This is a genomic window from Ruegeria sp. AH3 (assembly GCF_056536265.1).
Map to the genome: position 1 here is coordinate 602,751 of NZ_JBQFJL010000002.1, position 25,724 is coordinate 628,474.

21 protein-coding genes are annotated in these 25,724 nt (G+C 58.7%); 8 read left to right on the top strand and 13 right to left on the bottom strand.

Going from position 1 to position 25,724, the window contains the following annotated elements; genetic code table 11:
• Together ACR3EM_RS20350 and ACR3EM_RS20355 are read right to left on the bottom strand one after the other, a co-directional pair.
• Positions 1–1,050: an ABC transporter ATP-binding protein gene (locus tag ACR3EM_RS20350; RefSeq protein WP_480472574.1), complete on the bottom strand. Its 1,050-nt coding sequence runs from the start codon at positions 1,048–1,050 to the stop codon at positions 1–3.
• Positions 1,051–1,131: 81 nt separating this feature from the next.
• The gene (locus tag ACR3EM_RS20355) at positions 1,132–2,871 is read right to left on the bottom strand and encodes an ABC transporter substrate-binding protein (protein WP_480472576.1); all 1,740 of its coding nucleotides are present in this window, start codon (positions 2,869–2,871) and stop codon (positions 1,132–1,134) included.
• A gap of 300 nt (positions 2,872–3,171) precedes the next feature.
• Here ACR3EM_RS20355 and ACR3EM_RS20360 point away from each other — a divergent pair, with 300 nt between their 5' ends.
• A complete protein-coding gene (locus ACR3EM_RS20360; protein ID WP_480472578.1) occupies positions 3,172–3,594 on the top strand; it encodes a VOC family protein in 423 nt (140 codons plus the stop codon).
• A gap of 27 nt (positions 3,595–3,621) precedes the next feature.
• Here ACR3EM_RS20360 and ACR3EM_RS20365 read toward each other — a convergent pair whose 3' ends face one another.
• The 4 genes from ACR3EM_RS20365 to ACR3EM_RS20380 form a co-directional block, all read right to left on the bottom strand.
• On the bottom strand, positions 3,622–5,058 hold the full coding sequence (locus ACR3EM_RS20365; protein ID WP_480472580.1) for a pyridoxal phosphate-dependent decarboxylase family protein: 1,437 nt from the start codon (positions 5,056–5,058) through the stop codon (positions 3,622–3,624).
• A 1-nt stretch (position 5,059) separates the two neighbouring features.
• Positions 5,060–6,139: a cysteine synthase A gene (cysK, locus tag ACR3EM_RS20370; RefSeq protein ID WP_480472582.1), complete on the bottom strand. Its 1,080-nt coding sequence runs from the start codon at positions 6,137–6,139 to the stop codon at positions 5,060–5,062.
• A gap of 138 nt (positions 6,140–6,277) precedes the next feature.
• On the bottom strand, positions 6,278–7,855 hold the full coding sequence (locus tag ACR3EM_RS20375) for a winged helix-turn-helix domain-containing tetratricopeptide repeat protein (protein ID WP_480472584.1): 1,578 nt from the start codon (positions 7,853–7,855) through the stop codon (positions 6,278–6,280).
• 57 nt (positions 7,856–7,912) lie between these two features.
• Positions 7,913–8,593, bottom strand: coding sequence for a GntR family transcriptional regulator (locus tag ACR3EM_RS20380; RefSeq protein ID WP_480472586.1), 681 nt, complete (start codon positions 8,591–8,593; stop codon positions 7,913–7,915).
• A 103-nt stretch (positions 8,594–8,696) separates the two neighbouring features.
• On the opposite strand from ACR3EM_RS20380, the gene ACR3EM_RS20385 reads away from it, so the two are divergent.
• From ACR3EM_RS20385 to ACR3EM_RS20405, 5 genes are read left to right on the top strand one after another with little or no spacing between them, the layout of a single operon-like run.
• Positions 8,697–9,299, top strand: coding sequence for an amino acid synthesis family protein (locus tag ACR3EM_RS20385; RefSeq protein ID WP_480472588.1), 603 nt, complete (start codon positions 8,697–8,699; stop codon positions 9,297–9,299).
• The gene (locus ACR3EM_RS20390; protein ID WP_480472590.1) at positions 9,271–10,080 is read left to right on the top strand and encodes an alpha/beta fold hydrolase; all 810 of its coding nucleotides are present in this window, start codon (positions 9,271–9,273) and stop codon (positions 10,078–10,080) included. Before ACR3EM_RS20385 ends, ACR3EM_RS20390 begins: the two co-directional genes overlap by 29 nt.
• A complete protein-coding gene (locus tag ACR3EM_RS20395; RefSeq protein ID WP_480472592.1) occupies positions 10,067–10,984 on the top strand; it encodes a flavin reductase family protein in 918 nt (305 codons plus the stop codon). The genes ACR3EM_RS20390 and ACR3EM_RS20395 overlap by 14 nt, the downstream gene beginning before the upstream one ends.
• A gap of 3 nt (positions 10,985–10,987) precedes the next feature.
• Positions 10,988–12,025 (top strand): LLM class flavin-dependent oxidoreductase, encoded by a 1,038-nt coding sequence (locus ACR3EM_RS20400; protein WP_480472594.1) that lies wholly within the window; start codon positions 10,988–10,990, stop codon positions 12,023–12,025.
• Positions 12,026–12,045: 20 nt separating this feature from the next.
• Positions 12,046–13,509: an aldehyde dehydrogenase gene (locus ACR3EM_RS20405; RefSeq protein WP_480472596.1), complete on the top strand. Its 1,464-nt coding sequence runs from the start codon at positions 12,046–12,048 to the stop codon at positions 13,507–13,509.
• 6 nt (positions 13,510–13,515) lie between these two features.
• Here the strand turns inward: ACR3EM_RS20405 and ACR3EM_RS20410 are convergent, their stop codons facing one another.
• Genes ACR3EM_RS20410 through ACR3EM_RS20420 form a run of 3 tightly spaced genes read right to left on the bottom strand, consistent with a single transcriptional unit; the run spans position 13,516 to position 17,477 of the window.
• Entirely contained in the window at positions 13,516–14,295 is a 780-nt protein-coding gene (locus ACR3EM_RS20410; protein ID WP_480472598.1) for a carnitinyl-CoA dehydratase, read from the bottom strand.
• Positions 14,296–14,298: 3 nt separating this feature from the next.
• Complete coding sequence (locus tag ACR3EM_RS20415; protein WP_480472600.1) at positions 14,299–16,314, bottom strand: acetate--CoA ligase family protein; 2,016 nt, start codon at positions 16,312–16,314, stop codon at positions 14,299–14,301.
• A 2-nt stretch (positions 16,315–16,316) separates the two neighbouring features.
• Positions 16,317–17,477: an acyl-CoA dehydrogenase family protein gene (locus ACR3EM_RS20420; RefSeq protein WP_480472602.1), complete on the bottom strand. Its 1,161-nt coding sequence runs from the start codon at positions 17,475–17,477 to the stop codon at positions 16,317–16,319.
• A 97-nt stretch (positions 17,478–17,574) separates the two neighbouring features.
• Between ACR3EM_RS20420 and ACR3EM_RS20425 the strand changes: the two genes are divergently transcribed.
• Positions 17,575–18,528, top strand: a complete 954-nt coding sequence (locus ACR3EM_RS20425) for a GlxA family transcriptional regulator (RefSeq protein WP_480472604.1) — start codon at positions 17,575–17,577, stop codon at positions 18,526–18,528.
• Here ACR3EM_RS20425 and ACR3EM_RS20430 read toward each other — a convergent pair.
• Positions 18,495–20,930, bottom strand: coding sequence for a GcvT family protein (locus tag ACR3EM_RS20430; protein ID WP_480472606.1), 2,436 nt, complete (start codon positions 20,928–20,930; stop codon positions 18,495–18,497). The two genes, ACR3EM_RS20425 and ACR3EM_RS20430, sit on opposite strands and share 34 nt — an antisense overlap.
• Before the next feature lie 186 nt (positions 20,931–21,116).
• Between ACR3EM_RS20430 and ACR3EM_RS20435 the strand changes: the two genes are divergently transcribed.
• Positions 21,117–22,634 (top strand): trimethylamine methyltransferase family protein, encoded by a 1,518-nt coding sequence (locus tag ACR3EM_RS20435; RefSeq protein WP_480472608.1) that lies wholly within the window; start codon positions 21,117–21,119, stop codon positions 22,632–22,634.
• A gap of 11 nt (positions 22,635–22,645) precedes the next feature.
• Here the strand turns inward: ACR3EM_RS20435 and ACR3EM_RS20440 are convergent, their stop codons facing one another.
• The 3 genes from ACR3EM_RS20440 to cuyB form a co-directional block, all read right to left on the bottom strand.
• Positions 22,646–23,620 (bottom strand): LysR family transcriptional regulator, encoded by a 975-nt coding sequence (locus tag ACR3EM_RS20440; protein WP_480472610.1) that lies wholly within the window; start codon positions 23,618–23,620, stop codon positions 22,646–22,648.
• A 93-nt stretch (positions 23,621–23,713) separates the two neighbouring features.
• Positions 23,714–25,009 carry a histidinol dehydrogenase gene (gene hisD / locus ACR3EM_RS20445; protein WP_480472612.1) on the bottom strand — a complete coding sequence of 432 codons (1,296 nt, stop codon included), beginning with the start codon at positions 25,007–25,009 and terminating at the stop codon, positions 23,714–23,716.
• Positions 25,010–25,018: 9 nt separating this feature from the next.
• On the bottom strand, positions 25,019–25,714 hold the full coding sequence (gene cuyB / locus ACR3EM_RS20450) for a cysteate racemase (protein ID WP_480472614.1): 696 nt from the start codon (positions 25,712–25,714) through the stop codon (positions 25,019–25,021).
• Positions 25,715–25,724: the final 10 nt, after the last annotated feature.

Genomic DNA, 25,724 nt, shown 5'->3' on the forward strand with positions numbered 1-25,724 from the left:
TCACGCGACCCTTTGGCCGTCTTGGCCGAAATACCGGCAATGTGCCGGGTTCATATAGAAACTGTGATCTTCGCCAACCTGGTAGGGATGCACGCCAGCGGCCAGGGATACCCAGTCATCCGACCCGTGTCGGAAATGCGCGCTGGAATCTGAACCCGAAAGCTCGGTCACGATCACGCGGCCTGTCAGCTCAACGTCAGCGTCCGAGGTACGGAATGGCGTGACCCGATGCGGGCGCACTGCGACCATGTAGTCTCCATCGGCCATATCAGAGACGGCCCAGCCACCGCCGCCTGCCAGTTGCGCCTGCGCACCGGATACGGTGATGTGCGCCACGTTAATCGGAGGGTCCGAAAACACGCGTGCTGCAGCGATGTTTTCCGGGTTGCGATAGATGTCTGCCGTGGGGCCGAACTGCGTGACGCGGCCATCTTCCATTAGCGCGGTATAGCCGCCCAGCAGCAGCGCTTCTTCCGGTTCCGAGGTCGCATAGACAACCACGGCGCCGCGCCCGGCAAACAGGTCGGGCAGCTGCTCACGCAGTTCCTCGCGCAGCTTGTAATCGAGGTTTGCCAGTGGCTCGTCCAGAAACACCGCGCGGCTTTCTTTCGCGATGGCGCGGGCCAGTGCGGTCCGTTGCTGTTGCCCACCCGACAGCTCATGCGGGCGGCGTTGCAGCATCGGGCGCAGTTGCAGCAGGTCGGCTGCTTCTTCGACGCGGCCTTCGATCTCGGATTGGGCCATGCCTGCCACGCGCAGCGGCGAGGCGATGTTGTCGAAAACAGTCATATGCGGGTAGTTCACGAAGAACTGGTGCACCAGGCTGATCTGCCGTTTCTGAGTGTTCAGCCTTGTGACGTCCTGCCCATCCATGAAGACTTTACCCGAAGCAATCGGGTCCAGCCCGGCCATCATCTTGATCAGAGAGGTCTTGCCCGATCCCGTCGCACCCAGCAGCACATTGAAATGGCCGGTTTGCAGCTTCAGGTTAGTGGGCTTGATATGGATGACGTTACCGACCCGTTTGGTCGCGTCTTGAAGTTCTATCATGTCCGTGAGTTCCGGTCCTTCAGTGCGCGGCACTGGTCTTGGGGTGGGGGTGCCGCAGACGGCACCCCCGGTTGCATCAGTTTACTGAGACTGCCAGCGCGCCACCAGTTCGTCATAGTTGACGGTCTGGCCCTGCGGCTTTTCGTTCTCAAGCTTGGCCTTGGGCGAACCCTCTTTCTCCAGCCAGAAGGCAGGATCCTGGGTTTCGTTCAGGCGCGGGCCACAGCCACCATAGACACCGGCGCTTTCATCTGCAGCCTGCATGCGAGACATGGTGATGTCCATCTCTTCGGCCAGACGGTCCATTGCCTCTTGCGGCGTGAAGGCGCCCGAGTTCACGTCACCGATCTGCTGCCACCAGATCTGGGCCAGCTTCGGATAGTCCGGCACGTTGATGCCGGTCGGCGACCATGCCACGCGGTCAGGCGAGCGATAGAACTCGACCAGACCACCCAGCTTGGGTGCGCGTTCGGTGAACGACTCGTGGTTGACCGAGCTGTCGCGAATGAAGGTCAGACCTACATGGGACTTCTTCACATCAACAGTTTTGGACGTCACGAATTGGGCATAGAGCCAAGCTGCCTGGGCACGATCCGAGGGGGTCGATTTCAGGAACGTCCAAGAGCCCACGTCCTGGTAACCGACCTTCTGGCCTTCTTCCCAGTAGGGGCCGTGCGGGCTGGGTGCCATTCGCCACAGCGGCGTGCCTTCGTCATCCACGGTGTTGTTGCCTTCGGACTTCGGCTTCACCATGTCGGCGGTAAAGGCGGTGTACCAGAAGATCTGCTGGGCCACGTTGCCCTGGCTGAGCGCCGGCAGCGACTGGTAGAAGTCATAAGACGCCGCACCCGGAGGCGCATAGTTCCGCAGCCATTCGTCCCACTTGCGGATCGCATAAACCGCAGCCGGGCCGTTTGCAGCACCGCCGCGCGATACGGACGCACCAACAGGGTTACAGGTGCCCGCTTCCATGCGGATGCCCCATTCGTCGACCGGAACACCGTTCGGTTCACCCTTATCGCCAGCACCGGCCATCGACAGCCAGGCGTCGGTCATGCGCCAGCCCAGATCAGGCGCACGCTTGCCGTAGTCCATGTGGCCATAGATCGCGACGCCATCGACTTCTTTCACATCATTGGTGAAGAACTCGGCGATGTCTTCATAGGCCGACCAGTTGACCGGAACGCCCAGATCATAGCCGTATTTCTCTTTGAACGCGGCTTTGTTGGCTTCGTCATCGAACCAGTCCTTGCGGAACCAGTATAGGTTCGCAAACTGCTGGTCCGGCAGCTGATACAGCTTGCCGTCAGGACCGGTGGTGAACTGGATGCCCATGAAGTCATCCAAATCCAGCGTTGGCGATGTTGTTGCCGCCCAGTCGCCCCCCATCATGTCAGTCAGAGGATAGGCCAGTTGCAGACGCGAATGTGTGCCGATGAGGTCACTGTCGTTGACATAGCCATCATACAGGTTCCGGCCGGTCTGCATCTGAGTCTGAACCGCCTGAACCACTTCGCCTTCGCCGAGGATCTGGTGATTGACCTTGATGCCGGTGATCTCTTCGAACGCTTTGGCGAGGACCTCGGATTCATAGGAATGCGTCGGGATGCCTTCGGACAGGACGTTGATTTCCATGCCCGAATAGGGTTGTGCAGCTTCAATGAACCACTTCATCTCACCCATCTGCTCGTCTTTCGACAGCGTCGATGGCTGGAACTCGTCGTCGATCCAACGTTGTGCTGCGGCTTCGTCGGCCCACACGGGACCGTGCCCCGCAATGACGGCAGCCGCCGCCACTGCGGAAAGTAGATGTCTCCGCATCTGTCTCCTCCCAAGATATTTTGCTTGTCCGGCGCTAACCGGATGCCCACAACCATCAGCGATTTTTTGCTACGGTGTCAAACTAATTTTTTAGTAATTGCATAGAATATTGTTTTTGAATACTAATTTCAGTATGCGCGAATATCCAACTTAAATCCCGGCCAACTGACTTAACGAGAAGGCTGCTGTCGGTATAGTCGAAATCACGTGTTGAATTCTGGGCATTTGCGCCGATGCAGGCTTGCAAGCAAGAGGTTCATGAGGTTTCTTGCGTCGGGCTACGAATAGAAGTTTATGCCCATGAAGCTCGAATTCCATCACATCAACTACGTTTCCGACGATGTTGAACGTTTGCACAAGTTCTATACCGATGTGCTGGGTCTTGAAGACATCCCGATTGAGAATTTTCCGCGGCCGGTGGCAACGGACGATAAGGGATATGACGGTAAAATCCGGTTTGCGACAGATGGTGCAATGCAGATGCATCTGGCCGAGCGCAATCTGGATGTAGCTTTCAAACATGGTGAGACGATCAACCCCGTAGAACGCGGCCACATTGCGTATCGAACCGACGATATCGAAGCCTTCAAAGCGGTGCTTGAGGCTAACAATATTCTCTATTCAGATTATGGGACGGCCTTCGCCAAAGAATGGCACCAGATCTTTTTTCACGACCCAGAAGGTAACATCGTTGAGGTGCATCAAGCCGTTCACACCGGTTAAATCCAGTGTGAAACAAGTGGCTCTACGCTAAATGGCGGGGCTTGAAGATGTCGCCAGAGTGCGTTGAACTTCCGCCCAAACGGCCAGAATATGATCAGCAATCTGATCCGCCGCTTCAAGCTCGGTTGCGTCGGAAATCACCGATAGGCGCATTACCCAATCCCCGCGCCATTGGCTGCCGCCGACGAAGATTTTGCCTTTTTCCAAGATGCCTGCGATGACGGCTTCGGTCGTTTTGCGGCGGGTCTCTGACTCCGCCTCTTCGTTGCCAAAGCTGATGATGATCTGGTTCAGGACGACCTCGTTCAAGATGTGTATACCTTCGACCGGTCGCAAACGGTCTGCAATGCGCTTGGCGGTTTTGCAATGACGCCCGACCATCTCTTGAACCCCTTCGCGGCCAAGCGATTTGAGCACTGCCCAGGTTGGCAGGCCGCGCGCGCGGCGTGACAGTTCAGGGGTCAGGAAACACGGGATGCGCTCATGTTCAGCCTGGGGCGGCAGATAGCTTGCGCTGATCCGCATCGCCTTTTGCAAGGCGTCTTTGTCCCGAACAATTGCATAGCCGCTGTCAAATGGGGTTTGCAGCCATTTATGACCATCGACGCTCCAGGAATTCGCGCGGTCGAGGCCGTCGGTCAACGCGCGATATTCGGGATGCGCGCGCGCCCAGAGGCCGAATGCGCCATCCACATGGATCCATGCGCCTGATCGTTCTGCAATGTCTGCGAACTGGTCGAACGGATCGAACGCGCCGGTGTTGATCTGCCCGGCCTGTGTGACGATGATCGCTGGCCCCGTCTGCGCGCTCATTTGCTGCGCCAGGTCAGCGGCGACCATCCGTCCCTCAGCGTCGGTCTTTATGCGTTTGACACGGTTCCGACCAAGACCGAGATATCCGAGTGCCGACATGACCGATGTATGTGCATCATCACCCAGATACACTGTGATCGGAGGTGCTCCGAACAGCCCATCCTCATCCGGGTCCCAGCCATGGGCGCGCAAAACCGCTCCGCGCGCTGCGGCAAGTGCCGTGAAGTTGCCAACCGTTCCGCCCGTGACAAATCCAACAGCGGCGTCGCGGGGCAGATCGAGAATGTCCAACAGCCACCCAGCTGCGATCTGTTCCACCGCCGCAGTGGTGGGGGAAGAGCGATGGAACGCAGAGTTTTGTCCCCAAGCGCTTACCAGCCAGTCTGCGGCAACGCCCACAGGAGCCGAGCCTCCCAACACCCAACCAAAGAACCTGGGGTGGACCATTTGGGTAAGCCCCTGTTCGCCGCGATCCGCGAGATCGTTGATCACGGCTTCGGCGTCTTTGCCATGCTCGGGAAGAGGTTCGTCAAAGATGGCCAGCATCTCGTCAAAGCTCTTCTCGGGCGGGCAAGGGCGCGTTGGCACAGATCGCCGGTAGGCCAGGGCACGGTTGCAAGCCACGCTCAGTGCTAAGAACGGATCAGCCATCTCAGGACATCTGATAGCCGGGAGTGGAGTTCGAGATCGCGATCTCTTCCTCGGTCATCTCTTCGGCTATTCCTTCAAAGAGGGGTGTGCTCAGGTAACGCTCGCCAGTATCGGGCAGCATGCACAGGATGTTCGCGCCCGGATCGGCTTTTTCAGCAATGCCGACGGCGATTGCGAAGGTGGCCCCACCTGAGATGCCCGTCAGAATGCCCTCGTGGCTGGCCAGTTTCCGGGCCCATTCCACGCCTGTTGGGCCGGGGACGGGAATCAATTCGTCGAAGAAGTTGTTGTCGATCGATTCCTGCAAAACGGCCGGTATGAAATCCGGTGTCCAGCCTTGGATCGGGTGCGGCTCAAAAGCCGGGTGGCTGGACAGAGGATCACCATCTTGCCCACGGTCAGTGGCAATACCGCTGCCAATCAGTTGCGCATTGGCAGGCTCAGAGAGGATGATCTTGGTCTCGGGCCGTTCCTTGCGCAGCACCCGGGCGACGCCGGTAACTGTACCGCCAGTCCCGTAGCCGGTCACGAGGTAGTCCAGCGGTTGACCGTTGAAATCGCTCAGAATCTCCTGTGCGGTGGTTGCGGCGTGAATCTCGGCATTGGCCTCCGTCTCGAACTGCCGCGCCAGTAGCCAGCCATGCGCCTCGGCGAGTTCGGCGGCTTTGCGGTACATGCCAAATCCCTTTTCGGCGCGTGGGGTCAGGACCACTTTCGCCCCCAGCATCCGCATCAGGCGACGACGCTCGACCGAGAAACTATCGGCCATAGTCACCACCAGAGGATAACCCTTTTGCGCGCAAACCATGGCAAGCCCGATGCCGGTATTGCCACTTGTGGCCTCGACCACGGTCTGGCCCGGCTTCAGGGCGCCACTGCGTTCGGCAGCCTCGATGATGTTAACGGCCAGACGATCCTTGACCGACCCGGCGGGATTGAATGCTTCGAATTTCACAAACAGATTGACGCCTTCGGGGCCCAGATTGTTGATGCGGATGACGGGAGTGTTCCCGATGGTATCCAGAACGCTGTCAAAAACGCACCCGTTTCCTTGCGTCGTTCTAAGCTTTTGATCGGTCATTGTATTATCCTACATGAAGTGTTGGTTTGGCCGGATCAGGGGCCCCTAATGCCGCAAGACTAGACGCAATGGGTGGCGCGAGTCCTGAGGAGTTTCTGAGGAAACCCTGTAAATCGGCGTGAAATTGGTTCTTTCGGCTCAGATTTGGGGAATACCTTGCCGGGACAACGCGCCTGAAAACCGTGAACGCGTATCCGGGTCGGTAAAGGGGAACGACCGGAAGAAATGATCCTGTGTGATGCGTTGGCGCGAGGCACGCACGCGATCTGCCCATTGGGCAGCCTCGGTTTGGTTGCCCGCCAGTTCGTTTGTAAACGTCGCAATCAGGCTGATCAGATCATGCGCTCCCGGCGCATTTGCAGCCCGTACTGCCCAATCCGCGGCTTCGCTATCGCGACCTTCCATCGCCAGGCTCATCGCGCGTGTTCCCAGCATCGCATAGAGTAGTGGATCAAGCGGGCTGAGCGCGCGGGCGTCGTCCGATAGACGCCGACCGATGCCACTGGCGCCGGATACCGTTTCGGTCCAGGCGCGGGCGTAGATGCCTTGCGCAAAATTCGGGCTGAGCGCGGTGGAGCGGTCCAGCCAGATTTTGGCGCTGTCCAGATCACCCACCAACCAGAGGGCGCGGCCCATGTTGAAATTTGCAAACGGGTCCATCGGGTCCAGGTCGACGGCACGTTCGGCTTCGGCCCGCGCGAGCTTCATCGGTTCGGCGCGACTGTCTGAATAGTGCATGAAGGCTGTTTTGAAATGAGCGAAAGACAACGCCCCGTGCGCCCGAGCAAATTCGGGTTCCAATGCGATCGCCTTTTCGAATAAGGCAATCGCCCGGTCATTTTCATTGGCGTCAAAGCGATAGAGGGATTGCAAGCCCAGATGATAGGTTGCCCAGGCATCGATATTTTCGGGCGATCGGAGGCGTGCCTTTGACGCCTCGCTCAGCGGGATCTGAACCTCGATGGCGAAGACGACATGAGAAATGATCTGCTCGCGCACCTCGTGCACATCATCGAGGCGGGAATTGAAACGGTCGGCCCAAATCACTTCGCCATCTGCGGTACTGGACAGCATGACGCTGATAGCGACCCGAGGGCCCATCACTTCGACACTGCCGGTCAGGCAATATCGGGCCCCGAGACTCTTGCGGATTTCTCCGATCTCACCGGACTTTGAATGGAAGCGAAACGATGACCCGCGCGCGATCACGGCAATCCAGCGCAACCGAGAAATGGATGCGATGAGTTCGTGTGGTATCGCGGCGCTGAGCGTTTTGGCCGTGCCGTCCGCACCGATGTTATCGAAGGGAAGAATGGCGATTGTGGGCCGTGTCGCGGCTTCGATCCATTCGGTGTCCTGCACGTCCAGATCCTGCGGCACTACGGATGCGGGCGTTGCCTCGCAATCAATGATCTGCAGCGGGGCCGTCCACCGCAGCCCTTTGCCATGAACTGTTTTGATAACTGCTTGCCGATCCCCGGTATCTTCGACAGCGCGCCGCGCCGATTTGATGCAAGTGGACAAGGCAGCCTCGGACACGATCCGATTGCCCCACAAGGTGGCAAACAGCTCGTCTTTTGTTACGAGGCGGTCTTGGTTCTTGGCCAAAAGGGCGATGAGCTGGAACGCCAGCGGTTCTACATCGACAACCGATCCGTCGCGCAGAAGTTCCTGACGCAGAAGATCGATTCTGAACTCACCAAACTCACAGATCATTGTGAGACATTACCAAGAAACGACAGATCTGGACATAAGATCTGAAATGAGAGGCGATTAATCGGCGTGTTCGGCCAGTAGTCTTTCGGCAATCGCGGTGGTGTCATCCAGATGTCTCTCAACCGCCGCTGCGGCTTTTTCCGCATCGCCTGAGATAATCGCATCGCAAATCGCCTGCATATGCTCGGGCCCCGGGCGGCTGCGTTCAGTCGAAGAGAGGGTCATCATGCGCAACCGGCTGATGCGGCCGTTGAGGCGTTGCACGATCTCCCACGCGATATAGTCGCCCGCGCCCTGAAATATCTCGGCGTAAAATCCCGCCGTGGCGCGAAATAGCCCACCGGGTGTTTTGTCGGTAAACTGATGCTTGAGCTGGTCGAGCGCACTCCGAAGGCGCATCGCGCGCTCGTCAGTTATGTTTTTGGCGCATTTTCGAGCTGCCGCCGTCTCCAGCATCCGTCGGATCTCGTAGATTTGCTGCGCATCATTCCAGTTCATAAGCGCCACGATTGGTCCGCGCCCGGGCAGGATTTCAACCAGACCTTCGGCTTCGAGATAGCGGATCGTTTCGCGCACAACGGTGCGGCTGACACCAAGCTGATCGCACAATGGTCGTTCGACTAGCCGCTCTCCCGGTTTGAAATGCCCTTCGATGATCGCGTCCCGCATACGTTCCTGCACGATGTCCCGCAGGGTCAAGGGCGGTTGTTCTATTCTGGAAAGCGCGGGTGTGGTCATAGCTGCGGTGATATCAATGAGGGTGTTTCGGCGCAATGGGATTGACTGATGGTATTATGGTATACCATAAATCAAATCGAGAATCGAACCATAGGGTGCAGCCATGCCAGCCGAAATCCGAAAAACGCTTCTTCATGTTGAAAACACTCTGATCGAAGGGGGCAGGGTGGCTGAGCGCCCCTTGAAGATGATCGCAGCCGTCTCGGTTATCCGAAATCCGTGGGCAGGTCGGGGTTTCGTCGAGAATCTGAGGCCTGAGATCAGCGATTGCGCGCCGGGACTGGGCAAGCTGCTGACTGAGATGGTGTTGGACGCCGCCGGAGGGGGCGACAAGGTTGAGGGCTACGGAAAATCCGCCATAGTTGGTGTGAATGGTGAAGTTGAGCATGCCTCGGCGTTGATCCATACGCTTCGGTTCGGGAACCATTATCGCGAGGCGGTAGGCGCTAAATCCTATCTTGCGTTCACCAACACACGCGGTCCGGCCAATGCGCCGCTGCAGATACCGCTGATGGACAAGAACGATGGCGGTCGGCGCAGTCACTATCTGACTATTCAGTTGTCTGTTGCGGACGCGCCGGCACCGGATGAGATCGTGGTGGCGCTTGGTGCCTCGGTCGGTGGGCGTCCGCATCACCGGATCGGTGATCGCTATCAAGACCTGAAAGAGTTGGGCCATGACGTTGACAACCCTGCAGCTGTCTGAACCCTACGGAACGCTAAGCTATCGTGAAGCGGGGTGCGGAAAACCGGTGGTGTTGATCCACGGGGTCGGGATGCAATCCGCGGCCTGGGGGCCGCAGGTTGATGTGCTGTCGGAAACGCATCGTGTGATTGCTGTGGACATGCCGGGGCATGGAGGATCGTCCCGATTGCCTGAGGGCGCGCAACTGCCTGCCTTCGTCGAATGGCTCTGGGCGGCTCTGGCAGCTTTGAACCTTGGACGCGTAAGTCTCGCCGGTCACTCCATGGGTGCGCTTGTCGCCGCAGGCTACGCAGTTAGCTATCCTGATGCTGTCGAGCGGGTGGCGCTGTTGAACGGTGTATATCTCCGATCCCCCGAGGCGCGTGCAGCGGTGGAAACGCGCGCGGATCAGATTGGCAGCGGGTGTTTCGATCTTGAGACACCTCTGAACCGCTGGTTTGGTAATAGTCCGATAGAACAGGCTGCGCGGAAGGACGTGGAAGGCTGGTTGGTTAAAGTCGATCCAGTTGGTTATGCAACGGCCTACAGCGCATTTGCGCGCGGGGATCGGACCTATGCCGACCGTTTGGGCGACATCGCTTGCCCATTTCTTGCGATCACCGGGGATGGAGACCTGAATTCGACGCTTGAAATGTCTGATAACATGGCCGCAGCCGCCCCCATGGGGCAATCAGTGGTCATCGAAGGACATCGGCATCTGGTCAACCTAACCGCTCCGGAGCAGGTGAATGCGGCCCTGAAAGACTGGCTTAGGTGGGAGGCAAACGATGACAGAGATTGATCCACGCGACCTGCGCAATGCGTTTGGCGCTTTCATGACGGGCGTGACCGTGGTTACGACACACGACCCCGATGGCAGACCGCTGGGGTTCACGGCGAACTCGTTCACCTCGGTCTCGCTTGATCCGCCTTTGGTTCTGGTCTGCCTTGCGAATACATCACGCAACTACCACGCCTTTGCCGGTGCGGGAGGCTTTGCCGTCAACGTGTTGTCCGAGGCGCAAAAAGAGGTTTCAAACACATTCGCCCGACCGGTCGAGGATCGTTTTTCAGCGGTTGATTGGCGGCCCGGACCGCATGGTGCACCGATTTTTGACGGTGTCTCGGCCTGGTTTGACTGTTCGATGTTCAAAACCGTTGAGGCAGGCGATCATCTGATCCTGATGGGCAAGGTCGAAGCCTATGCGAACAATACCCATCCGGGCCTCGGCTATGCGCGGGGCGCTTATGTCACGCCAGCGGCAGAAGCCGAGGCGTTGAACAATCGCGCCAACCTGATGGTCTCGGCCCTGATTGCGCATCAGGGAAGGGTCTTGTTGGTCGAGACCGAAGGCGGTTCGTTCGCTTTGCCCGAAGTCAAAGTCGGCAAAGACGGTGCATCAGCAGCCCTTCGGCGATTGATCGACACCAATGGGGTCGAGGCTGAGGCAGGGTTCATCTATTCCGTTTACGAAGACGAGACGCGCGAAACCCAGCATATCTCATTCTTGTGTCAGGCCAGTGGGGAAGCTGCGGAGCAGGGCGCGTTCCATGACCTCGATGCACAGACGCTTGCTGCTTTGGCCGACCCGGTGGTGCGCACGATGTTGCAGCGTTTTGCAGTTGAAAGCCGAATGGGGAATTTCGGGGTGTATTTTGGTAATCAGGACAGCGGTACCATCCGACCTGTCACATCAGAGGGTTGAGCGATGAAGTTCTCGCTATTTGCTCATATGGAGCGCATTTCTGCGGATGAAGATCAGAAGAAGATCTATGATGAGTTCGTTGAGCTGTGCAGGATCGCCGATCAGGGCGGGATGCATGCAATCTGGACGGGTGAACATCATGGTATGAATTTCACCATCGCGCCAAACCCGTTTCTGAGTTTGGTGGACGTCGCGCGTCACACCAACAATGTGCGGCTGGGGACGGGGACCGTGATCGCACCATTCTGGCACCCGATCCGACTGGCCGGTGAGGCGGCGATGACCGACATCATCACTGATGGACGGCTTGAGGTGGGTATCGCGCGCGGGGCGTATTCCTTTGAATACGAGCGCCTGATGCCGGGTATGGATGCCTGGGAAGCCGGTCAGCGCATGCGCGAGCTTGTGCCTGCTGTGAAGGCGCTTTGGGAGGGCGATTGCGAGCATGAAGGAGAGTTCTATCAGTTTCCCAAAACCACCTCGGCACCGCTTCCATTGAGGCCCGAAGGCCCTCCGATCTGGATTGCGGCTCGTGATCCGAACAGCCACGAATTTGCGGTTGCGCAGGGATGCAATGTGCAGGTGACGCCGTTGTGGAAGGGTGATGCTGAAATCTCGGACCTGATGGAAAAGTTCAACGCGGCTTGTGTAAAACATTCAGACCAACCACGCCCGAAAATCATGTTGCTGCAGCACACCTATGTGGCAGACAGCGATGAGGACGCCCAATTAGGAGCTGTCGAGCTGAACCGGTTCTACTGTTATTTCGGGGCGTGGTTCATGAACCAGCGCGAAATCTCTCATGGACTAATCGAGCCGCTTACCGATGAAGAGATTACCGCCCACCCGTTCTATAGCCCCGAGGCCATGGCGCGGGACCTCGTGATCGGTACCCCTGATAAGGTTATCGAACGGCTGAAAGGGTATGAGGCGTTGGGCTATGATGAATATGCGTTCTGGATCGACAGCTCGATGTCGTTTGAGCGGAAAAAAGCCTCGCTTGAGCGGTTTATCAATGATGTGATGCCCGCATTTGCCTGATCACCTTAAGGGAAAGACATATGCAAAGCTTCCAGCACTATATCGGCGGTCAGTTCGAAGACGCCGCCCAGCATTTCGATAGCATCGACCCGGCGACAGGCAACCCGTGGGCCCGGATGCCCGACGCCACCGTTGACGATGTAAACCGCGCGGTGGATGCGGCTGAGCGAGCGTTTATCTCGGTTGAATGGGCACAAATGACGGCCAGCGCGCGGGGCAAGCTTCTGATGAGCCTCGCCGATCTGATTGCTGAGAACGCGCCGCGACTGGCGGAGTTGGAAACGCGTGACACCGGAAAGATCATCCGCGAAACGACCGCGCAGATCGCTTATGTGGCTGAATATTATCGGTATTATGCTGGGCTTGCAGACAAGATCGAAGGTGCACACCTGCCCATCGACAAACCGGATATGGAGGTCTGGCTGCGGCGCGAACCCGTGGGTGTTGTTGCGGCAGTCGTGCCGTGGAATTCTCAGCTGTTTCTGTCGGCGGTCAAAATTGGGCCTGCATTGGCTGCAGGTTGTACAGTGGTCCTCAAGGCCAGCGAAGATGGTCCTGCGCCGATGCTGGAATTTGCGCGTATCTTCGATCAGGCCGGATTCCCCAAGGGTGTCCTGAGTGTCATCACGGGCGGCCCCGAAGTGGGCGCCACGCTGACAAGTCATCCGAAAGTGGCGCATGTGGCCTTTACCGGCGGGCCTGAGACGGCCCGTCATATCGTGCGCAATTCAGCAGAGAATCTGGCCTCGACATCGCTGGAACTGGGCGGCAAATCCCCATTCATCGTATTTGACGATGCCGATCTGGAAAGTGCGGCGAACGCTCAGGTCTCAGGGGTGTTTGCAGCGACCGGGCAAAGCTGCGTTTCAGGATCGCGTCTTGTGGTACAGGCCGGGATCAAGGACGCCTTTCTGGCGCGCCTGAAAGAAAAGGCCGAAGCGATTGTCATCGGCGCGCCTGGCAAGATGGAGACCGAGGTCGGACCGCTTTGCACCGCGCGTCAACGCGACAGGGCCGAAACGTTGATTGCTCAATCAATTGAGCAGGGCGCGAAACTGGTTACCGGGGGGCAGGCTCTGGATCGCGACGGGTATTATTTCGCGCCAACCATTCTGGATTGTGACACCGCCCCAAACGCGGCCTGCTTGAGCAATGAGTTCTTTGGCCCCGCGCTGTCGGTCATCAGTTTCGAAGATGAGGCCGAGGCCATCACTATTGCCAACGACACCCAATACGGTCTCGCTTCCGGGCTGTTTACCCGAGATCTCACCCGCGCCCATCGCATGATCCGGGCCATTCGGGCGGGGATCGTCTGGGTGAACACCTATCGTGCGGTCAGCCCGATCGCGCCGTTTGGGGGCCATGGGCTGTCAGGTCATGGGCGCGAAGGCGGGATCGAAGCCGCGTTGGATTATACAACCGTCAAAGCCGTTTGGCTTCGGACCAGCGATGAGCCGATCCCGGACCCATTCGTCATGCGTTAGGGCGGGCTACTTGCCCTTCCAGACCGGGTCGCGCTTTTCGGCAAAGGCCTTCGCGCCTTCCAACTGGTCTTCGCTTGCATAAAGCACATCAACCGTACGCAGCTGGCGCTTGGTGATGCGGTTCATGGTGTCTTGGAACTTGGCATCTTCAGCGTCACGCACGATCTCTTTGATCGCCGCATAGACAAGCGGCGGCCCCGAGGCGAGCAGGCGCGCCAGTTCCCAAGCGCGATCCATCAATTGATCGACCGCGATTATCTCATTCACCAGCCCCCAACGATTGGCCTCTTCGGCATCGAACCAGCGGCCAGTCAGCAGCAACTCCATCGCGATGTGATAGGGAATGCGCTTGGGCAGCTTGACACTCGCCGCGTCGGCCACCGTGCCCGAACGGATCTCGGGCAACGCAAAAGTGGCGTGATCAGCGGCCAGGATCATGTCTGCGGATAGAGCAAGTTCCAACCCGCCACCGCAGGCGATGCCATTAACGGCAGCGATGACCGGTTTGTTCAGGTCACGCAATTCCTGCAGGCCGCCAAAGCCGCCAACACCGTAGTCCCCATCGACAGCATCGCCTTCGGCGGCGGCTTTCAGATCCCATCCCGGGCAGAAGAACTTCTCACCTGCGCCAGTCAGGATGGCCACGCGCAACTCAGGATCGTCACGGAATTCGGCAAAGACATCGCCCATGATCCGGCTGGTGACTAGGTCGATCGCATTGGCCTTGGGTCGGTCCAGCGTCACCTCAAGGATCGCCCCTTCGCGGCGGGTTTTGATCGGGTCCATTTCTCAGGCCTTTCTGATAAGGGCGTCCACGGCCACCGCCTTGTCGGGCGTGCAGAGGAGCGGGTTAATCTCAACCTCGCCAAGCGTGTCGGCATTTTGCATGACATAAACCTGAACGGCCTCAATCGCGGTGATGATCGCATCCATATCAGCCGCCGGTTGGCCGCGATAGCCCACCAGCAGCGGCGCGATCTTCAGTTTGCCAAGGGCGGTTTGGATCTCATCGGAGGTACAGGGCAGCAGAAGCGATGCGGTATCACGTAGCACTTCGGTCAGGACGCCACCTGCACCCAGAGTCAGCACAAATCCATGCGCCGGATCGCGGACCACCCCGATAAGCAGTTCGGCGACCGTTCCGGTAATCATTTCTTCGATCAGAATCTCGCTCGTTCCGATCTCGGCTGCAACCTTGGCGACGTCCTCTGCCTGAACGCCCAGTCGAACGGCGGCATGCTCGGACTTATGTGCAAGACCAACGCCTTTGACCGCGAAGGGTGCATCCATTTCCTGCGCCGCTGCACGTGCCTCGTCTGGCCCACTGATCGTGCGGTTCTGCGGGATGCGCAGGCCGCATTGGGCCAGAGCCCTTTTGGATTCACCTTCGGTGAGAGTCCGATTGGCCTCGGTTGTGCCCGGCAGCCAAACGGGGATTGCCGAAGGTGCTGCGATCTGCCCTGCCGCGCGGATGGCGGAGAGCGCTTCGGCCAGCCCCATGAAAGGCACGACACCTCCGTCCACGAGCTCTTGCGCGACGTCTTCGGGTAAAAGCTCTGGCAGCGTAGCTGCGATGGCGAACCGAGCGCCGGTTTCAGCGCGCACCCTCAGAGCCGCCCGCGTGGCGCAGATCCAGTCGGTCGCGTCGGTGTTCGGGTAGTCGACAATCGAGACCGTCAGGTCAATGTCATCGCCGGTCATCCCGGCCCAGGCCTTCGTCATCGCCCCTTCATCACGCCAGATATAGGTGTGGTAATCCAGCGGATTATTCAGCGCGACCATGGGGCCAAGCGCATCGCGCAGATGGGCTTTCTTGTTATCGGACAGACATGGGAAGGTCAGGCCTGTGCCAACGGCCATGTCGGCGATCAGACTGGCCTCACCGCCAGAGCAACTGATCGAGGCGATGTTGCGGCCTGACAGCGGGCCATAGCAATGCAGCAGTTTCAGCGTTTCAAGGAAATCGGGCAGGGCGGACAGGCGCGGGATGCCAAGACGTTCAAGCAGGGCTTGCGCGCCAGCGTCGCTGCCTGCCAGAGAAGCCGTGTGAGACACGGTTGCGGCCTGTGCCTGTTCGGACGCACCGACTTTGAGGGCTACCAGTGGAATGCCTTTGCGGTATGCTTTGGCAGCCAGAGCTTCCCACTCACGAATGTCCTTGAACCCTTCGACATGCAGCCCAACTGCAGTGACGCGTGGGTCGTTTAACAGAGCCGAAGCGATCAGGGCCTGGCTGGTCTGGGCCATGTTCCCGCAGGCCACCATATAAGCAATTGGCAGCGCACGTTTTTGCATGGTTAGGTTGATCGAGATGTTCGAGCTTTGCGTCAGGATCGCAACGCCCTTATCGACAGGCTTAGCCCCATGCTGGTCCGGCCACAGCAAGGCTCCGTCCAGTGCATTGATGAAGCCATAGCAGTTCGGCCCCAGAATAGGCATGTCACCTGCAGCGGAAATCAGTTGTTGCTGCAGGTCGCCACCGGTTTCATCCTCTGCGGCTGCTTCCGAGAAGCCAGATGCGAAACACACCGCACCGCCGGCCCCCATGCGGGCCAATAGCTGAACCGCCTCAATCGTGGCGTGCCGGTTGATGCCGATGAAAACCGCATCCGGTGCCTCGGGCAGGTCTTCCAGACGCCCATAGACCTTGTGACCCGCAATATCAGCAGCCTTGGGATGCACAGGCCAGATATGGCCCGCATAGCCCATGCGCTCAGATTGCTGAATGACCTGCTGGCACCAGGCGCCACCGCCAATCACAGCGATGGATTTGGGCCGCAGCAGCCGGGTGAGATCTTTGCTCATCGTCAGGCGCCCAGCGGACGGAGAAGGTCGCGGCTGATGATGTGGCGCTGAATTTCGCTGGTGCCATCCCAGATGCGCTCGACCCGCGCGTCGCGCCAAAAACGTTCGATGGGGAAGTCATCCATCAGGCCCATACCGCCAAATATCTGCAACGTTGTGTCGGTGACACGTGCCAGCATTTCCGAGGCGTAGAGCTTGGCCGACGCGATTTCTCGGTTCGAGGGCAGATTTTCATCCAGACGCCACGCTGCAGAGAGGGTCAGCCAATCGGCGGCATCGATCTCGGTGATCATGTCGGCGATCTGGAAGCCTACACCCTGAAACTTGCCGATCGGCTGGCCGAATTGCTTGCGCTCGGCAGCGTAGTTCAGCGCATAGTCAAAGCAGCGACGCGCGCGCCCGACCGAAAAGGCCGCAACCGTCAGTCGGGTTGCGTAAAGCCATTCGTTCATCACGGCAAAGCCGCCATCCACCTCGCCCAGCACCTGCGCGTCAGGCAGGCGGCAATTGTCGAAATACAGAATGTAGTTCTTGTAACCCTTATGGCTGACCGAGTTGTATCCCTCGCGCACCTCGAAGCCGGGTGTGCCGCGATCCACAAGGAATGTGGTGATCCGTTTTTTTGGCCCTTTCGGGGTCTCGTCGACGCCGGTGGCGATGAAGACGATGAAGAAATCCGCGTGTTCCGCGCCCGAGATGAAGTGCTTTGAGCCGTTGACAACCCAGTCCCCGGCGTCGCGCACGGCTTGACATTTCATTCCCCGCACGTCCGATCCCGCATCCGGTTCGGTCATCGCCAACGCGTCCATCTTTTCGCCACGCACGGCGGGCAGAAGGTAACGCTCGCGCTGTTCATCGTTACACGCCATCAGGATGTTCTGCGGGCGGCCAAAGAAATGGGTCAGCGCCATCGAGCCACGGCCCAGCTCGCGTTCGACCAGCGTGAAATCGAGATGCGACAAGCCCGCGCCGCCAACCTCTTCCGGGAAGTTGCAGGCGTAGAACCCCAGATCGATGCACTTTTGTTTGATCTGCTCACCCAGTTCGTGCGAGACCTGACCGGTCCGTTCAACCTCGGCCTCATGCGGGTAGATTTCCTTCTCGACAAAGCTGCGAACCGTCGAGACGATCATTTCCTGTTCTTCGGACAAACCAAACTGCATGGTGCGTGTTCCCTTGATATCTGGTTGCCGATGAAACGAGATTGTCTGACTCGATGACATGCAGTATTCGTCAAATATCATGCGGGAATAGAAAAAGTTGACGCAGAGATATAACATTCTGCTGTTTGACGGGTTTTCGAACCACTGTCTGGCCAGTTTGGTTGAACCGCTGCGCGCGGCAAATACTCTGGCGGGGCAGAAGCTTTATGCGTGGCGATTCTATTCGCCGGATGGCGCATCGGTCCAAAGCTCTAGCGGATTGCGGGTGACGCCGGATGGCGCGCTGGGGATTGAGACCGGCAATACGCTGGTCGTCATGCCTTCTTACGGATATCTCGACCTTGCAATGCCCGAGACGTTGCGGGCTCTGCGGCGAGCGGCGACCCGGCATGTTAACCTGGCGGGTTTGGATACGGGTAGCTGGCTGCTCGCCCGTGCTGGCCTATTGGAAGGTCACCGCGCGACCATTCACTGGGATGAGCTTTCGCGGTTCGAAGAGGCCTTTCCTGAGGTCGATGCCGTGCAGGAACGCTATGTGATCGATCGCAACCGGATCACCTGTTCCGGCGCGATGGCGGCTTATGATTTGGCAACGGCACTGATCCTTGCGGACCACGGCCCGCTTTTATCGATGGAGGTCGCACATCTGTTGATGAACCGCGGTGAACCGGGCGCCGCTGCACTGCCGATGAAGTCCGGAGATAGTTTGGTGAACCGCGTTCTGAACATCATGCAGAAATCACTCGAGACGCCAGTGCAGATCAAGGAGATCGCACGGCAGCTGGGTTGTTCGCAGAAGAAGATCGAAAGCCGGGTACAAGCTGAGCTGGGAACAACGCCGCAGGCGCTCTACCGTCGCCTGCGTCTGAACCTGGCACGTAACCTGGCGACCGAGACGCAGCAATCGGTGGCCGAGATCGCCAGCCGATGCGGATATGAAAACGCGAGCGCTATGACACGGGCGTTTCGGTCTGAATTCGGGCTGACGCCGACGGCCTATCGGAATAGTGGGCAAGGTCAGGCGCGCATTCGCGAGAATTCCGGGTCGTAGGGTGAGGGCGTAATGACCTCTGCCTCGACAATCTCGCCGCACAGGTCGAGTTGCATTCGGCTGCCGGGGGCCGCGAAATCCGGCTCAACGAAGCCATAGGCAAGGTTCAATCCGGTACGGTGACCCCAATCACCTGACGTGATCGTGCCCACGACTTTGCCTGACGAGATCAAAGATGCGCCGCCATGCGCAGGCGCGTGGGTTGCGTCGATCTGCAGATTGACCAGCTTCTTGCGTGCGCCCTCCGCTTGACGTTTCATCAATGCGTCCCGGCCAATGAAGTCACCTTTGTTCAGCCTGATAAATCGGTCCAAACCGGTCTCGAATGGATCAAATTCGGTCAGCAGATCGGCTTTCCAGTGCAAAAAGCCCTTTTCCATCCGCATCGAATCCACCGCTCGCGCTCCGAACAGCTTCAACCCATGCGCGTTCCCGGCCTGCCGCAGGGCGAGGTAGGCCGCATAAAGTGAACCATTGGGGACGTGGATTTCATATGCCAATTCGCCTGAGAAGCTGATGTTCAGCACCGTAGCCGGAGCGATGCCGACAAAACACTCGCGCACGGACAGCCAAGGGAAGCTGTCGCGGGACCAGTCGCCGCGCGCGCAGGCTGACAAGACATCACGTGCTTTGGGGCCCGCGAGCACCAGAATGGTCTGATCATTGGTCAGTGCTTTCAGCTGCACATCCTCTTCGTCAGACAGATGTGCCTGCAACCAGTCCATATCGTGATATTCACTGGCCGCGGCCGAGCCGTACCAAACCCGCGCCGGGCCACGATCACTGGCGGGCAGGTTGGCGATGGTGGCTTCAGCCTTGACCATGCCATGGTGGTTGAGCAGATAGCCTAGCCCCACGCGCCCTTCGCGCTTTGTCACCGCACCGCAGAGCATCCGGTCGAGAAACTTGTGACGATCCGCGCCCGTGATCTCGATACGGTTGAAGCCGTTGACTTCGGTCAGGCCGACATTGGTTTGAATGTTCTGAACCTCGGCTGCAACCAGATCAAAGGCCTCATCGAAATTGAAACTCAGCGAGGGATGAAACTCGGGTGACGGCTTGACGTAATCAACCCGTTCCCACCCGTTCACAACAGTGAATTCTGCCCCTTCGGCTGCGAAAACAGGCATCAACGGTGTAGTCTTGGCCGGGCGGCCCGCGGGGCGGTGTTCATAGGGGAAGTGAAAGCGGAATTCGTTCTGGTAGTCCTCGATGGCTTTCAGCGCGGTTAGTTCCACATTCGTGTGACCTGTGAAACGGCGCGGGTCGAGGCACCATGTGTCATAGCAGGCCTCACCATGCACGATCTGCTGCGCCAGCAGCCAGCCATGGCCGCCACCTTCGCCCAACCCTGCGCGCAGACCAATGATGCAGAAGGCGTTGCGTTTGCCGGGGATCGGGCCGACCAGCGGCGCGCCGTCAATCGTGTAAGTGATGGGGCCGTTGACGACGGTGTGAATTCCCACCTCCATCAGCGCGGGCATACGGGCAAAGGCGCCTTCCAGCACATCGGTGACCCGGTCCAGATCATCCGGACACAAGGCGTTGACGAAGTTTGGATCAATCCCGTCCATGCCCCAGGTTTTGCAATCCTGTTCATAGAACCCGACCAGCAATCCGTTCTTTTCCTGACGGCAGTAGTAATCGCTGATCGGACAGCGCAGCAGGGGCATCCGGTGCCCCGCTTCGCGGATAGTCGGGATTTCTTCGGTCAGAAAATACTGATGCTCCATCGATGCGACAGGGTGGTGCACGCCCATCATGGCACCGACCTCGTTCACACGATACCCGCAGGCGTTCACCACGATATCGCAGTCAATGTCACCATGTTCGGTGTGCACGGTCCATGTGTCGTCCTTATGCTGGGTCAGCGCAGTGACCGGCGTGTTCCGATATACCTCGGCCCCGGCTTTGCGTGCGCGGCGGGCCAAGGCCTGACACAACTGCGCCGGGTCTATGTCGCCATCCAGCGGATCCCAGAGCCCGCCCAGCAGGTTCTCGGTTGAGATCAACGGATGACGGCGGGCGCATTCTTCGGCGTCGATCACCTCGAAATGAACATTCATCCCGCGCGCCATGGACGCGAAATGTCGATATCCCTGCATCTGCTCCGGCGTATCGGCCAGCCGGATACCACCGTCGCCGTGATGGTAGTTGATCGGATAATCCGGGTCCTCGGCCAGTTCCTTGTACAGGTTGATCGAATGGGTCTTGAGCCCGACCATGGTCTGATTCATGCCGAAATTGGTCACTTGCGCAGCAGAATGCCAGGTTGTGCCGCTGGTCAGCTCGTTGCGCTCAACCAGTACAACATCGCTCCATCCTTCACGGGTCAGGTGATAGAGCGTTGAGCATCCGGCGATGCCGCCTCCGATGACAACCACCTTGGTACGCGATTTCATGCAAGAACCCTCCGGCTGGTTTTCCGGAATTAGTCCGGCGCATGTGTGGGTTTTCAAGCGATTGGGCGTTTTTACGCAGAATATCGAAGATTGATCTTGAGATAATCGTAGAAAGGTAATTCCCGTTGAATCCGGACAGTCGAGATCCTTTGAATAAAGTCATTACATCATGTTGAAAGGACTGCGATGGAAGCGCGGCAGGGAAAGCGGGCAGGGCGAAAGGGCCGTCTTGCACAACGGGCGGAAAAGCCTGCGCTTGATCCGTGCCCACCGGGACAGCCCGGCGGCAGTTATAAACCCCTGACCGACGCTGAGCTGCAGCGTATTTATTCCACCGCGCTCGATCTGCTCGACAGGTTGGGAATGGGCGAGGTGCCGCCGCGGCTGCACGCAGATCTTTTGGCGATCGGTGCGAGCGACACTGGCGAGGGTAGGGTGACCTTCTCGCCGCAGCTTGTAGAGCAAGCCATCGATCAGGCCGCCAAAACCTTTGTGCTTCACGGGCGGGATGAGACGCGTTCGATCGAGGTGGGCGGCAATCGCGTGCATTTCGGAACCGGTGGGGCGGCGGTTCAGACGCTTGATCCGGACACGGGCCTCTATCGCCCGTCGACCCTGCAGGATTTGCATGATTTCACACGGCTTCAGGATGTGTTGGCCAATGTCAGCTGGTTTACCCGCTGCTGCGTTGCCACTGACGTACCTGAGACCTTCGATCTGGACGTAAACACCGCTTATGCGCTGATAAAGAACACCACCAAGCCTACGGCAACTTCCTTCACATTGGCCGCGCATGTCGCCCCCATCGTCGAGATGTTGGACATCGCCGCAGGTGGCCCGGGCGAATTCTCGAAACGCCCTTTCATGAAGGCGCATATCAGCCCCGTGATCTCGCCGATGCGCTATGGTGAAGATGCGGTAGATGTCGTCTATGCCTGTGTCGAACAAAATATCCCAATGTCTTGTATCACCGCCGCGCAGGCGGGGGCCACGGCACCTGCGACTTTGGCTGGGTTTCTGGCCCAATCTCTGGCCGAGACCTTGGCCAGCCTGGTGATGGTTCACGCAATCCAACCCGGATTTCCGATGGTGTTCTCTAACTGGCCTTTGGTGATCGACCTGCGTACCGGCGCGTTTTCGGGTGGGAGTGGTGAAACCGCGGTGCTGAACGCTGCCTCTGCTCAATTGTCGAACTGGTTGGGGCTGCCTTCGGGCGTGGCCTGTTCGATGACAGACGCGAAAGCCATAGATGCGCAATACGGGATGGAGAAGGGGCTGACCTCGATGGCCGCAGCGCTGGCGGGCGGTAATCTGATCTACGAAAGTTCGGGCATGACGGCGTCCCTGTTGGGGGCGAGCTTCGAGGGCTTTGTGCTTGATGACGAAATGCATTCGAACACCTATCGCGCCCTGAGGGGCATCGAGGTGACCGACGACAATCTGGGCTTTGACGCTATTTGCGAGGCGGTTTTGGGCGAGGGACATTTTTTGGGTGGGCAGCACACCTTCGCTGCGATGGAACGGGATTATTTTTACCCGTCATTAGCCGACCGGGACGAGCCCCGGACATGGGCCGAAAATGGTGCGCTTGATGCCTGGTCCCGTGCGCGCCTGAAGGCGCAGGAAATCTTGCGGGATCACCGCCCCAACTATCTGACGCCCGAGCAGGACCGCCTGATCCGAGCGCGCTTCAATATCCTTTGAGCACGGCCGGATTACTCAACCAGATCGAAACGATCAGTGAGCCAAGGGTTATCCGCATGAAGGGGCGCAAGGATGCGATCCCGGATCAGCGCGCGGGTTTTGGTGTCGACCAGCTCAATCACCGAGCGGGAACAATCCGGTGTCGCAACCAGGGCAAGCGTGCGTGAAAAGCTCTTTCCCGGGAAGGGGTGCATTTTCAGCTTTGGCTGAAACCGTTTGGCGCGCGAATACAAGAGTGGTGTCGTGATGGTCCAGCCGGCCCCGGCCGAAACCATGGACATCAGGGTCTGATTGTTGCTGCACTCAAACCTGTGGGGCGGGGAAAACCCCATCCGGCGCAATTGCGATTCAATCTGCCGCGCAATGATGAGCGAATTGGAAAACCGCAGGAACGGCAATTTCGTGCGCCCTTCGACGATATCGGTCAACGACTCGTCATTCACCTTTGGCAGAACGATGACAAACGGATCGCGTAAAAGGGGGCGGTCCCGAAGATCTCGCATCTTTTCGGTGGGTGTGGTTGAGATTCCCACATCCAATTGCCGGTCGCGCAACATCTCGATGATCGCGTGGCTGGAGTCTGTGTGATATAGAAAATCGCAGGCGGGCATGTTGGCCGACAGGTATACGGCCAGCTCGGGAATAATGTCGCTGTCAAAATCCTCGATTGTGCCAAAGCGCAGATAGCTGGCCTCGGCAATGCTGCCTGCCGAGGCTTCGGCCTTGGCCTTGCGGATCAGATGCAGCGCGTCATCGATATTGCGCAGGAAGACATGGCCCTTTGGCGTCAGCACCATTGGGCGGCGCGCATGATTGAACAACTCGACGCCAAGATGATCCTCGAGATTGCGCAAGTGGTGCGAGATTGTGCTGATGGTCAGTCCGGTTTCCTTCGCTGCCGCCTGCAGCGAGCCTTTCTGCGCGCAGATCTGAAACAATTCCAGCCACTTGAGGCTGAGGTCCTTGGGAGCAGTCTGGCGTGGCATCCGAGTCGTCTCGTTGGAGTTTGGTTAACTATGATCAAACTATGAGAGTCTTGCTATCAAAATTTCTCAAATCAGATCGCATGACGACTGCCCCTATGTCGTAACAGGAGTGACGGCCTCGTGTTTGGACAAACGCATCTCAGCGGCGCGCGCATGGCCCTCCATACCCTCCATTCGGCTGATCCGGGCAGTGCGTCGGGCCAGCTCGTGCGAGGCCATAGGCGTGCAACGTTGCCACGTCACCGTCTTGGTAAATTTGTGGACGGACAGGCCTCCGGTATAGCGCGCGGCGCCGCTGGTCGGCAGCACGTGGTTCGGACCCGAAGTTTTATCGCCGAATGATACGGTCGTCTCGGCCCCAAGAAACAACGAGCCATAGGCCGACAGCTGATCCAGCCACCAGTCCAGATCCTCGGCCATGACCTGCAGGTGTTCCGGCGCGTAGTCATCTGCCACTCGGGCCGCCTCCTCTCGCGTGTCACATAGGATCACTTCGGCCCGATCCCGCCATGCCAACCGCGCGGCTAAGGCATTGGATTCAGGCAGGCTGTGGATCAACGCATCCACGCGCGCAATCACCCCGTGTGCCAGCGCCTTGTCGGTGCTGACGAGCCAGACCGGGCTGTCCATGCCATGCTCGGCTTGACTAACCAGATCCCACGCAACAGTTTCGACGGATGCGGTGTGATCCGCGATCACCAGAGAATCCGTAGGCCCGGCGAACATATCGATACCCACCTTGCCGAACAGCATCCGCTTCGCCTCGGCCACATAGGCGTTTCCGGGGCCGACCAGAATGTCCGCAGGTCGCGCTCCGAACAGTCCATGCGCCATGGCGGCAATCCCCTGAACGCCGCCAAGGTTCAGGATCAGGTCGGCCCCGGCGAGGTCCATCGCATAGACGATTGCATCGGGAATACCCGCCTCGGGGCGGGGCGGAGAGACCGCGGTGATATGAGGCACCCCGGCGACCTTGGCCGTTGTGATGGTCATCAGAGCGCTGGCAATATGGCTATATCTTCCACCGGGCACATAGCAGCCCGCGCTCGAGATCGGGATTTGCTTTTGCCCAGCGATCAGGCCCGGCATCACCTCGATCTCGCACTCTTGTACCGTGGTCATTTGTGCCTCGGCAAAGCGACGGATGTTGGCGTGGGCAAAGCGAATATCTTCTTTGACCGTATCGGGTACGCGGTCGCAGGCAGCTTTGCGCGCCGTCTCGGACAGGACGAAATCTCCGGTCCAGCCGTCGAGCTTTTCGGCATAGCGCCGCACCGCCTCTTCACCCTCGCGTTCGATGTTTGACAGCATGATCGACACGATGTCGTGGATATCGGTGTTCTCTGTTTCCGGGCGGGGTTCGGCGGTTTTCAGATAGGTGACGGCCATGAGGGTACCTCAACTGGGCAGGTAATGGGCGTGAATGGCGTTGGCCAGAACGTCGACGGTATCAAGGACGGGCACTTCCGAAGAAAGCGTACGCGTGAGGAGCGAAAACTCGGAACAAGCCACGAGCAGCAATTGGGCACCATGCCCGGTCAGGTCTGCCGTGGCGGCAGAGAGCGTTTCGTGTGTTGCCGGGATCGCCCCGTCTGCCTTGATTTGCCGGATTGCATTCAGCATCTGGTCTTCGTTTTTCGGCCAGAGCGCCGAAAGACCTACCCGCTCCAATGAAGCGTCGAACACTCCGGCTTTACGCATCGCCGGCGAGGCCAGGATGCCGAGGCATCCGCCGTCAGGCAGCGCCTGAGCCGCCTGTTCAATCGACAGATCGACCATGTGCAGAAATGGGATCGAGATCGCCTGTTCGATCTGCCCCGCATAATGATGCGCGGTATTGCAGGGCATGGCCAGTGCCGTCGCGCCCGATCGTTCCAGCCCCCGCGCCATGTTGGCCAGAACCGGGCCGGGATCAGCGCCGGTCCCTTCGATCAGATGGGCGATGCGTGAGGGGACCTGCGGGTTCATGTCGATCAGCAAGGGCAAATGATCCGCATCATCCTGCGCTTGCACCGTGCCCAGCAGGCGTTGTTGCAATAGGATTGTCGCCTCGGGGCCCATGCCGCCCAATATGCCCACGACCCGGCGGGTCATGCGGGAACCT